Here is a 12,492-nt window from a genome sequence, read left to right as displayed (position 1 = left end):
TTTATTTATAATTTTGAGCAGTTTTCAAAAGCATATCCAATACTTTTTCAGCATGTAACCCTAATTTGTATACAGATTCTTCGTATCCTGGTACATGGTATAGAATAGCAAGTAACTCCAATACTCTACGACAAATTTGTGTTGCCCCACCCAATGTTTTCATTTGATAAATATAATAATCAAAAACCCAAAAATAAACATTTAATAACTTAGGAACAAGAATTTCTATATTTTCATTTTCTCTTACATCTGCCTCTAAAGAAGAAATCAGATCTTGTAATTTTTTATATTCTTCATACCGAAGATTTCGTCTAACTGTCAAACCACCATAAAGATATCCATAAATAGGAATCCAATATTTGACTTCATCCTCTGAAAAATGATCCGCTCTAACACCTTGAGCAAGTTTTTGAATATCAGGATATTCAATATTATTAATATCAACATCATTAATACATTTTAAAAATAATTCATTAAACATAATAACAGCCAGATCTCTTTTGGGGTGATTATCAGAATAGATCTCCGCATAAAGATCACCTAATAAAGTATATACCCTTGAATCATTTTCATCTTGGAAACGACCTAAAATGAATTCTAAAGTTTCCACTGCTCTATCTATCATTTCCGCTTCATAAAAGGCGTAAGCCAAAAAAACCAATGTTTCTCTTGAAGTATTATTTTTCTCTCTACTTGTTTTTGTTAAAAAATCAATAATTTTCTTGAGAACAAAACTTTTTGTTGCTAAGAAAATAACAGGCTCTCTAATACCATATTCACAACAAAAATCTACAAAATGCTCCCATTCTGCAAATAACTTTTTCCCAGAATGTTCATCATCATATATAAAAAGGTCTAAGCGTTTTTGCCAAAATCTTGTAATTTTTAAGACATCATCTCGTAATTCAATATTTACTGAATCACCTTCAATAGCAAAAGCGATTTGCTCTACATCAGTCCAGCGACCAGCCTTTAAGTGTTGAAGAATGTTCTTTTCTTCTTTAGAAAAATCTGACACTAAGAGTGCCCCTTAATCAATGATTTGCACATTATATATTATACCATTTTTTATAAAAAAGATCAAGATTATTTTTTTAAAATAAAAAAAGTGCTATTATATATTTTATAACAAGCACTTTTTGTTAGTTAATTTTAAGATAAATTTTTATAGAGTGGAGTTTTTTTATTATTATAAATATAAGAATATCTTGTATAACTTTCTATCACTTTTTTTACATAATTACGAGTTTCTTGTTTAGGATGTATCTCAACTAATTCTAAATCTGTTTGAGGACGATATTTATTTGATAAATTTCTTACAAATGTTGGCCCACTGTTATATGCTGCTATAGCAGGTAAAAATCCCATTCGTTGAATGTTATCATACATATATACAGAACCTAAGTAAATATTAATAGAAGGTGTGTATAAAGAATATTTTTGTAATTCAGGTAAATATCTATCTACCAGCCATTTACCAGTAACAGGCATAATTTGCATTAACCCTCTTGCTCCTGCTCGAGAATATGCATTTTCTTTATAAAAGCTTTCTGTTCGCATGACAGAATAAAGTAAATAATTATCCATTTTTCTTTCACTTTTTTCAGATATTTCTAAAAAATATTCTTGGTAAGGGGTTGGGAAATATATTTGCAAAGCTTCTTTGCCTATAGTATAACTATTTCTTTTGGAAATCATATGACTTCTTTGTGTAACCAGATCCATTATTCCTGATATATAATTCATTTTTTTATAATAGTTAAAAAGCACTACATCTTGTCCATAAATAGTTTTAATATCATCATTATATGCTATTTGTCTCGTGTTTTTAATAAGTCCCAATTCAAGATAAGCTTCTATTAAATATTTTTTGGAAGATGTTGGTGTTTTTTTTACATTAGAAAATATCAATCCTTCTTGTAAAAAAATTTTTTCAGCATATCCTCTAGCACTTCGATTTCCTATATAATATAGTACATGTGCATATGCTAAGAGAGATTTTTTGTCATTAGCACTTTGTTTTTTTAATTCATAAAAATATTTATTAGAAGCTGAGGGTATAAGGGAAAATATATATTTTAGTTTTTTTTGAGCCAATATTCCATAATAAGATTCTGGTGCAACTGACAAAATATCACCTAATAATGGAATAGCTTCATTCGTATACCCTTGTTTAAGAAGAGAATACGATTCCCAAAAATTAATATAAGGAGAAATATTGTCAACACCCATTTTTTCACGCATTTGTTGAGCTGAGCTAATAAGAATATCATATTTTTTATAAGCAAGAAAATTTCTAAAAGATCTCTTTGCATTTTTCTCTAAATACTCTGGTTCAACAGAACCTTTCACATACTCATCAAGTATTTGTTGCGACATGGATGAATTATAAGGTGCTTTACTTTCCCCTCTATAAGCATACAATCTGCGATGGAATTGCCTTCCTCTGTTTTTGGCAATTATTCGATTTTGGTAAAATTCTACATATTCTTTATAAACACTAGATCTACCTTGATAAATTTTAACAAATTCAAAAAGATCCCTTTCATAAGAACCTAATTTTTGACTCCATGTAACTAAAGTGTTGTGATCAACATTTTGTTTTTTGATTAGGATTCTCATCAAATATAATGCTATGTCTGTCCTTTCATTATATAATGAAAAATTAATAGATTTGTGAAGATCTAGAACTGATAAATTATCTTGAATATTATTTAATACACGTATACTAAAACCATCGTGTTCAAAAGATAATAATGGGGCTAACACTATATTTTCTAACAAATAATTAGACTCTTCTATAGTATTTTTATTTTCAAGAGATAATACAATAATATCTGCATAAGCATTTATTTCAGAACTAACAAAAGATCCATAAGATTTCATAAAAGATTCTATTTTTTGTTTGTTTCCATCTGTATAAGCAAAAGATATCAACATTTTTATAGCATCTTCTCTAACACTAGCTATTTTAGAAGTTACAACTAATCGATGAACATCTTTATCCGCTGTCTCTTTGATACCCAAGCGATAACGAAGAGTACTCTTCATCAAATCTCTCTGCCCAACAAGAAACTCCGTATTAACTTCCATTTTATTTAGCCGAACTAATAGTCTTCGATAAAGATCTATTTTTTGTAAAACATCAGATGGAGATTTATTATAGAGAGACATAATATTTTGAAATTCCTTCATCATCAAGGGCACTTCACCTTCTAGTAAATCCTTGTTTGGTGTATTATTTAATTCTTCTGTAACTATAGGGGTACTTTCTATATTACTAATATCTAGTTCTGAAATTATATAATTAGATGTACCTGTAACATTTTGTACTACATCTAGTGCTATATCAGAAATATCTTGAGCAGCACTTAAAAATATCATTAAATACATTAGAACAAAATATTTTTGTAACCGTTGTATCATTGTTGATTTCCTTTTATCTTTATATTTATTATTATAATTATACTACAATAATATAATTATGGCAAGGTGAAAAAAAGCCTTATTATCTAAAGTAATAAGGCTTTTTTTTAATTTATTTTATATTTCACTGAGATATTTATTAATACTATAAGAAGATTTTGCTCCATCTCCACAAGCTATAATAACTTGCTTTATAGTACCTGCACAACAATCGCCTGCAGCAAACAAACCATTTTTGTTTATTCTATTATCCATATCAACAACAATAAATCCACTTTTGTCTTTATATTGAGAATCAAGAAAACTTGTATTCGCATCTAATCCTACATATAAAAAAACACCATCAAGTATTAATTCAGTCACATTATTTGTTATTATATTTTTAACAATACATTTATTTAGTTTTTGTTCACCAACAAATTCTTCTACCACTGTATCTGTAATGAGTTTGATTTTGGGATGATTTTTGACTCTATCTTGTATGAATTGATCCGCTCTAAATTCTTTTCGTCTATGAATAATATATACTTCTGTTGCTATATCAGCTAAATACAATGATTCTTCAAGAGCAGAATTTCCACCACCAATTACTGCAACAATTTTATTTTTGTAGAAAGCACCATCACATACAGCACAAGTTCCTATTCCTCTTCCAAAAAATTTATCTTCTCCTTTTGCCCCAAGTCGTTTGGATGTTGTCCCAGAAGTAATCAAGACAGATTTGGCATGGAAAGAATTACCCATTCCTGAGATAACCGTATAAATTTTAGTATTAGTATCTTGAGAAATAGATTCTATACTATCATATTCAAAAATCACATTAAATCGTTCTACTTGTTGACGCATTTTATCAGACAAATCCATACCATTAATCCCTTCTTCAAATCCAGGATAATTGTCGATACTATGCGTTAACGCAGCTTGTCCACCTGCTGCTAGTTTTTCAAAAAGTAATACAGATTTCCCAGTACGAGCTATATAAAGAGCTGCTGTCATACCTGCTGGTCCAGCACCAACAATAATTAAATCTTTAATTTCATTCATAATGAACTCATCCTTTTTAAGCACTCTATTTACTTATATTGTACTAAAATTTATCTATCTCTGTCAACAGTTACATAAATTTCTACGCGTCTATTATAAGCTCTACCTTCAGGTGTATTATTAGATTCAAGAGGTTCGTATTCAGCTCGACCTTCTACAAAAAATCTTTCAGGAGCTAAACCAAAATCTATGAAATAACGAACTATTGTTGCTGCTCTTCCTGCAGATAATTCCCAGTTTGATGGATATCGAACGGCTAATTTTGATATAGGAGGAATTGCTCCAGCATCTGTGTGGCCTATTACTTCCAATCTACTATTGGTAGATCCTTGTTGTAAAGCGCCTGCAAGTTTTCTTAATAATGAGACTCCTTCTACATAATCAATAGTAGCAGAAGATGGTTGAAAAAAGAAATCACTAGCAAGAGTAATTTTATAGCCTTTACTAGTTTCATCAATCCGCACTTTTTGAGATTTAATCTCAGGTTTGAACAAATCAGAAACTTGTAAAATATGGCGAGCAAGTCCTTTTCCTTGTGTAGAAGAAGGTAAACTCTCGACACTAGCACCCATATCTGCGAGAACTCCTTGAGAAAGAGTATTTCCTCCATCAAGATTCCCTAAACTTCCATCAAAGGCTGATAAAATAAGTTGAACTTGTTGACCTTCCGGCACTTGTGTTCCCATAAGAGCAATAAAAAATGTAAGAAGTAAGGTAACCATATCTCCATAAGTTGCCATCCAAGCAGGAGCACCAATTGTACACTTGGGACATTTTTTTTCACCTTCAGCCATAATTATGCCTCTTTAATATTTTGCTTATTCTTCTACACTATCTCCGCGTCTTTCGTTAGCACCTAAGAATGAATTCAATCTTTCACGAAGAATAGCCGGATTATCACCAGCTTGTATAGAAAGTACCCCTTCAAGAATAATTTCTTTCATGAGCACCTCACCACTATTATTAACATTTAATTTTGATGCTATAGGTATACAAATCCAATTGGCAAGAATAGATCCATACATTGTTGTAATTAAAGCTACCGCCATACCTGAACCTAACGCGGCTGTATCAGAAAGATTTCCAAGTAAAGCAATAAGTCCTACCAATGTTCCAATCATTCCAAAAGCTGGACCATAAGCTCCCCAATCTGCAAATAATTGTGAATAGCTTTGATGACGCGTATCTAATTTGTCTAATTCATTATACATAATTCTTTTTACAACTTCTGGATCTGTTCCATCAACAACAAGTCGAATTGCTTTTTGTAAAAATGGATCTGGAATTTCAGAAACATCATCTTCTAATGACAAAACTCCTTCTTTACGAGCTTTTTCACCAAAAGTTAATAATGTATCAATCAATGATCTTACTTCATTTTCAGGATTTTTCATTGCTAATTGAAATAATGCACCCATTTTTATAGAAGTTCCCCATGGATTAGCAAGTAAAGTTGCTCCAATTGACCCTCCAATAGTAATAAAAATTGAAGTCAAATCCCAATATGGGCTTAAAGATCCAGCAGAAATAAACATTCCACCAAACATTAAGATAGCACATAATGAAATGCCTATTATTGATCCTTTTTCCATAGTTTACTCCCCTTTCTCTTCCGTACCATATAGAGATATTTTTTTATCGACTATCCCTTTAGAGTGAACAATAGCCTTATAAATACTTCCAGCTAAAAAATTTGAAAACTTCTTTTCTATGTCGATTGGTTTTTCTTTTACTAGATATTTTTTTCCAGAGTTCATTATAATAACAGTATCTGGGTTATTCTCCATCATTTCTACTTGATAAGGATTTATACTTATTTTTGTATCATTTAATCGTGTTAACTCTATCATATATATTCCTATTATTACAAAATAACACTTGTTATTGTACTATAAAATTTATTAACGCTTGAGAGATAATATTTCTTGAAGCATGTTATCACTTGTTGTAATAACTCTTGAATTAGATTGAAAGCCTCTTTCTGTTACTATCATATCTGTAAATGATTCAGCAAGATCCACATTAGACATTTCTAAAGCTCCAACAAATAAAGAACCTCTTCCCATCAATCCAGATTCACCTATCATAGCATCTCCAGAGTTATTAGAACTCATATATAAGGAGTTACCAACTTTTTCAAGACCTGCAGCATTAGTAAATGATGACATAGCTAATTGACCTAAAGGACGACGAACACCATTATCCATTACTCCGGTAATAACACCTGTATCATCGATATTGAAACTTTCCATATAACCCATAGTATTTCCATCTTGGAAATAAGCTTCTGTTGTAAAGCGTGATGCAAATTGAGTAATAGAATTTTTAACACTTCCTACCTCTCCAAGCTCTAAGTTGAAACTTTGTTGTGTTCCATCAGGATGATCGTAAGTAACAGTTGCTACTAATTGCCCTTCTTGTAGAGTATCCCCAGCAGCTCCAGCAGCTTCTGTAGCTCCAGCTAATGTTCCATTAGTATTAAAAGAAAGATCTAAAACATTATTTGTATCTAATTTCGCACCATTAATACTAACTTGAACATTTTCTAATACTGTACCATCTTCATTAGTCATAGCTAAAGACATTTGCCATGAATTCAACTCATTTTTTTTAAAATTAGAAGATAATCTGATATTATTTCCGTAAGGATCAAAGATATCAATAGAAGTACCATGCGTTGCTAACATATTTTCAGCAGCAGATGCTGTTTCTGGTAATATAGCAGAATTAGCATCTAAATTTGATCTAAATTTCACACCAGCAGTTTCTTTAGCTTCTACTTTTTGACCCGGTTCTATTTTCAAATCTCCCACAGGGGCTGCTGTATCAATCATGTATTCTCCTGTTGGATAAAGTTCAGATGTCCAACCTTGAACTTTCATACCATTAGAGTTTACAAGAGTTCCATCCCTATCAAGCATAAAATTACCATTTCTTGTATGGAATGTTTGATCACCTTCTTGAACAACAAAAAATCCTTCACCTGTAATAGCTATATCTGTATTTTTACCTGTTGTTTGCATAGAACCTTGAGTCATTAGTGTTTCAATAGCGGCCACACTCATACCAAGACCAACTTGTTTCGCATTGACACCACCACGAGTTTCTGATGGCTTAGCAGCACCAGATGTTGTTTGTGATAAAATATCTTGAAAAGTTACACGACTCTTTTTAAAACCTGTGGTATTCACATTGGAAATATTATTACCAATAACATCCATTCTTGTTTGATGATTTTGAAGACCTGATACACCTGAATACAATGATCTTAACATTAAATTTCTCCATAGGTAGTTATTCTACCATATTTTATTTTTCTAAATTATTATTTATATGAATACTAATCTTCTAGTAAATTTTCTTCTGCACTAATTTCTACTGTAGCTTTTTCAATATTTTCTTTAAAAGAGACTGTTTCATTATTTTTTTCTGGTAAATTTTCTGCTGTAGCTTTTATAAGAGCTGATTCTGTGTTTTTGACTTCTGTAATTTCTTTGAGTGATACTGTTTGATTATTTACTTTAAGATAGCTAAATCCATCTTTCATAAGAACTGAATCAACTTTTCCCTCACTCATATTACCCATTTCATCAGTCCATACAACATCTTTACCCACTAAGGATACTGATTTTGTAAAATCAAATTCTTTAGTGAAATTTTTGAGATTATCAGCTACAGAACTCATTTGTTTTAAAGAAGTGAATTGTGCCATTTGACCAATAAAAGCTTTATCATCCATTGGTTTGGTTGGATCTTGTGTTTTTAATTGTGTTACCAATAAGGTGAGAAAATCTGCTTCTCCAAGAGAGTTTTTACTCACTATTTTTTGAGTTTCTTTTAATTGTGTGTTAAAAGTATTTATATTTTGATCCAAGACTCTCTTATCCATATCTGAAATAGTCGTTGGTAAACCACTTGCTACTGCACCAATCATATTTTGCTCCTTTCTCTTTCTTAATTCCCTAAGTAAGATTCTTTATTATTTAAGCCGTGAAATCAACTAACAAATCACGCACCATTGATTTTCGTTCTGTTTGTTGTTCTATATTATTATCTAATGATTTTGTTCTAACTGCTTGCAAAAAACCCTCTGATTCATCTTTCATATCAGAAGAAAAATCACTTTGCGATCCCAAATCAATATCTATATTTCCCAGTTTCACCCCAGATTGTGCTAAACTTTCTCTAAGATTATCCAAATTTTGCTCAAAAAAAATTTTCGCCTCTAAGGTTTCAACAACTATTTTTCCTACCATAATATTATCTTGTGTAATAAATGATAATTTCATTTGACCTAGTTCTGGAGGGGTCAATTTCATCCTAAGCTCATTTTTACCATCTTGTAATAAGATGGACATTCTACCTGCCATATTTTGCATCAAAGCTTCTACTTGAACTCTTGACACGGAAGATGACAAAGAAGTATATAATTTTTGAGCAATAGTCGTGTGTTCATTGTTAATAGAATTTTTTGAAGATTGTATTTCTGTATTAGTTGTAGATTCGGCTTCTGTAGCTATTACTACATTATCTATATTTTCTAAACTAAAAGATTGTTCTACTGCTTCATTTAATGGATTAGCACTTTTTGTTCTTAGATCTTTAATAGCTAATTTTTGCTCTATATTATTGGGATCACTATCAGAGGAATCATCTTTATTCATATTAAATTCTGAAGATTTCATTGTAAGATCTTTTTTTAAAATATTTTCTTCAGAAAGACTTATGTCTAATTTACTTGGCTCAATCACTTCCATTTCATTTAGCATTGCTGTCATAAGTATCTCGTCTTGAATAGAGCTATTAATAATATTATTTGATTCAACAAAAATATTCATCATTGTATTCATAGTCGTTAGATCATTTTTTTGTAATAATAGATCAGGCTGATCATCTATATTTTCTAATAAAAAAGAAAATTTTTGTGCCGAAAAATAACTAGTATCATTTAAAACACCTGTACTAGAAATCTCGTCAGCAGAAATTTCTATAAAGTTTGTTACAGTGTCTATCCATGTTAACAAATCCACAGATTCTGTACTTGATTTAATTACAGATGATTCTTCTACAGAATCAACATTTTCGATCATATTCTGTAAAAAATCTAACAATTCTTCTAAAGGAGCAAGGGTTTCTAATAATTTATTATGTTCTTTAGCGTCCAAACTTTCATTTTTTTCGTCTTTCAAAGCTTTTATTTTTGTTTTCAAAGATTCTAATTCTTTTTTTTTATCATATATTTTTTGTTCTCGTAATTCTTCTGAAAGATTTTTTTGATTAGAAATTGATTTATCTAATTGATCTTGAAATGTATTATTAGCCGAAAGTTTCGACTGATGTTTTTTTTGAGACAAAGCTTGTGTTTTTACAGAAGTTACCATTTCTATCATAATTACCTCTTTTATTAAAGAAGCTTTCTAAAATAATTAGAAACGCCCTTTATAATTTTCGGAATTATTTGAAAAATTATTATATCTAGACACAATTTTATTATCATATTCACAAAAATATCTTAATTTAAAATAGAAAAAGCTCTCTAGAATAATCCAGAGAGCTTTAAATAATTAGATAATTTCTTCATCTTTTTGAAAATTAATAAGCAATCATTCCCTTAGTATCTAATTGTTCACCGTTAACACCAACATCTATCCCAAAAATATCAGCATATTTTTTATAAAACATAATGCGACGAGTTACTGTTTGATCTTTCACTTCTATACCTTGATCAACAGCGTCTCCTTCAATATTACCATTAATAATTATAATAGTGTGCCCAAAACCCCATTGTGATAAATGAGTTGGTATAAATGTTTGTTGATACATCAGTTCATGAGCAGAAGGTTTTGGATTTTGAGGAAACATCCAAAACCAAATAGCAGCCATAAAAGCATATTTCCCATTTTCTAATAATTTATTAGGATTGTCTAACAAAATCATTTTATCTCCAAAAACAGCTGCACTCATTGCTCCATAATTAAAATTCCAAGATAATTGAATAGGACCTCTTCCATGATATGATTTCATAGGAAATCGCACTTCACCATATTTTTGAGAACCTTCTACATATAAACAAGGTTCTTGTGATGGAGGAAAATTAGTAAAGGTAATATCTTGATAATTATGCCCTGGCATACCCCAATCTGGAAATCTTTCAAAAAACAACTCTTCTCTATAAAATAAAGCCATAGCACTTGTATCTTTCCCTTCACCTGTTTCGTGGGAAATATTTCCTAAAAAAGCAGCTAATTCTCTTAAACGATCCTTTTTAGTAGCTCCTGGTTTATTAATAAAATGATCAAAATTAATTTCTTTCTCATAAGTACCTAAGCCACTATAAGTGTATAATAGTTCCCATTCTAGATTTTTAGATTTCATATCTATTCTAAAAACTTTAACTACTCCATTAGAAGCAATTTCTTTTAATTTAATAGATTTTAATTCTGTTAATGCTGCTATAAAATTTTTATAAGAAAAAAAATCTACTTTCATTGCAGGATAGTAAATATCTAATATTGGATATACTTTATTCCATTCTTCACCAACTCCCCATCTTTGTGGAAAAATTTCATTCCACAATTTTTCTGATATTAAGAATTCATTTTTTTGTTTGCCACAACCTGATAACAACAATATTACTATTATTAATATTTTCATAATATATTCTCCTTATATTTTAGTATATCATGAATAATATAATTCACAAGCATAAATCTGTTTCTAATTTTATAATGTTTATATAAAATTAAAAAAGACTTCAATATTAGAATATTTTTGAGAGAATATTTTTTTAATACTATTTTGAAAGTTGATGTATTCTTCTAAAGATAAAGTCTTATCCAAAACACTAAGATCTATACTTATCCATGTGCCTCTTCCAAGCTTCGATACAGATATATCTTCCAAATTAAAACTATCAGATTTGAATTGTTGTTTTATTAATAAGTTAATATCTTCTGTAAATGTATTATTTACAGCTCTTAACATTAATTCTTTAAAAGAATTTTTGATAAGGTTAATAGGATCTGTAATCGTTAATATACATAAAACTATCACTAACACTTGATCAATATAACGATCTATCCATCCAAAAGAAGTATTCTTTAAAAAGAAAACTATCACTAATGCTATAACTATTACTCCTGTAATAAGCGCATTCAATTTCCAGGCAGAAAACTCTGCATATAATAATTCTGTTTTTGCTTTTTTATGTGTTAGATAACAAGCTACTAAGGTTAACAAATTTATCAACAACGCAGGTATAGCATAAGTAATCATTCCTACGATATTAGGATCTCTACCTCCCGATAATAATACGGTGATATTACTATGCAAAGACATCACGACTAATCCTAAAATAAAAAGTCCTTTAATAAAAATCATAAAAGATTCATAGGCATAAAAGCCCATAGGGTGATGCTTTGTATAACCTTTTGTAACAAACATAGAAATTATTAAACTTCCAACAGACAAAAAAGCCGATAATAAATTAAACATTCCATCTAGTAAAATAGCATCAGATTTGGTTAAATAAGCCATTGTTAAACCAAAAATTGCCATTATTATTGCTCCTAAAATAGAAACACTTATACCTATTCTTTCCATATTCATAATATTCTCCAAAATATTTATATATTATTAACAATAATAAGTTAACAGACCAAGAACACAAGAGAGCGAAGGATATTTTTTTTAATAAAGAGTAGTTATGGCAAGAATATACCAATCATCACGGCAGAGATAAGAAATGCTAATAAAACATAATGGATATAGATAATTCATTCGCACTCCTTTTGAATATAAAGTATAACATACTTCTATCTCATTCACAATACATAACAAAAGAAAATATTGCTTGTCTTCAATTTTTCATATTAGCACAAAAAAAAACCACCTTATACAGGTGGTTTTTCATATCATATAAGTTATAAATTTTTATTTTTTTTATATATTCCAATATTCACATATCAAATAAATAAAAAAAATAAAAATCTGGTAGTACCTACTTTCCCCCCTAAAGAGTAT

At 29.7% G+C, this 12,492-nt stretch carries 11 protein-coding genes; all 11 read right to left on the bottom strand.

Annotated features, from left to right (window positions below; translation table 11 throughout):
- Position 1 precedes the first annotated feature (1 nt).
- A complete protein-coding gene (locus KFW21_03295) occupies positions 2-1,018 on the bottom strand; it encodes a hypothetical protein (protein MDK2818458.1) in 1,017 nt (338 codons plus the stop codon).
- Positions 1,019-1,152: 134 nt separating this feature from the next.
- Positions 1,153-3,426: a lytic transglycosylase domain-containing protein gene (locus KFW21_03290; GenBank protein MDK2818457.1), complete on the bottom strand. Its 2,274-nt coding sequence runs from the start codon at positions 3,424-3,426 to the stop codon at positions 1,153-1,155.
- A gap of 117 nt (positions 3,427-3,543) precedes the next feature.
- The gene (locus KFW21_03285) at positions 3,544-4,470 is read right to left on the bottom strand and encodes an FAD-dependent oxidoreductase (GenBank protein ID MDK2818456.1); all 927 of its coding nucleotides are present in this window, start codon (positions 4,468-4,470) and stop codon (positions 3,544-3,546) included.
- 50 nt (positions 4,471-4,520) lie between these two features.
- Positions 4,521-5,264, bottom strand: a complete 744-nt coding sequence (locus KFW21_03280; protein MDK2818455.1) for an OmpA family protein — start codon at positions 5,262-5,264, stop codon at positions 4,521-4,523.
- Positions 5,265-5,288: 24 nt separating this feature from the next.
- Positions 5,289-6,017: a motility protein A gene (locus KFW21_03275; GenBank protein MDK2818454.1), complete on the bottom strand. Its 729-nt coding sequence runs from the start codon at positions 6,015-6,017 to the stop codon at positions 5,289-5,291.
- A gap of 48 nt (positions 6,018-6,065) precedes the next feature.
- Positions 6,066-6,320, bottom strand: coding sequence for a flagellar FlbD family protein (locus tag KFW21_03270; protein ID MDK2818453.1), 255 nt, complete (start codon positions 6,318-6,320; stop codon positions 6,066-6,068).
- Between the two features lie 51 nt (positions 6,321-6,371).
- A complete protein-coding gene (gene flgE, locus KFW21_03265) occupies positions 6,372-7,745 on the bottom strand; it encodes a flagellar hook protein FlgE (GenBank protein ID MDK2818452.1) in 1,374 nt (457 codons plus the stop codon).
- A 65-nt stretch (positions 7,746-7,810) separates the two neighbouring features.
- Positions 7,811-8,359, bottom strand: coding sequence for a hypothetical protein (locus KFW21_03260; GenBank protein MDK2818451.1), 549 nt, complete (start codon positions 8,357-8,359; stop codon positions 7,811-7,813).
- A 94-nt stretch (positions 8,360-8,453) separates the two neighbouring features.
- On the bottom strand, positions 8,454-9,860 hold the full coding sequence (locus tag KFW21_03255) for a flagellar hook-length control protein FliK (GenBank protein MDK2818450.1): 1,407 nt from the start codon (positions 9,858-9,860) through the stop codon (positions 8,454-8,456).
- 202 nt (positions 9,861-10,062) lie between these two features.
- On the bottom strand, positions 10,063-11,124 hold the full coding sequence (locus tag KFW21_03250) for a hypothetical protein (GenBank protein ID MDK2818449.1): 1,062 nt from the start codon (positions 11,122-11,124) through the stop codon (positions 10,063-10,065).
- A gap of 78 nt (positions 11,125-11,202) precedes the next feature.
- Complete coding sequence (locus tag KFW21_03245; protein ID MDK2818448.1) at positions 11,203-12,078, bottom strand: cation transporter; 876 nt, start codon at positions 12,076-12,078, stop codon at positions 11,203-11,205.
- Positions 12,079-12,492: the final 414 nt, after the last annotated feature.

The organism is Spirochaetota bacterium, assembly GCA_030154445.1.
GTDB lineage: Bacteria > Spirochaetota > Brevinematia > Brevinematales > Brevinemataceae > Brevinema_A.
Note: the sequence above shows the minus strand (reverse complement) of the source record. Positions and strands in the feature narration are given on the sequence as shown.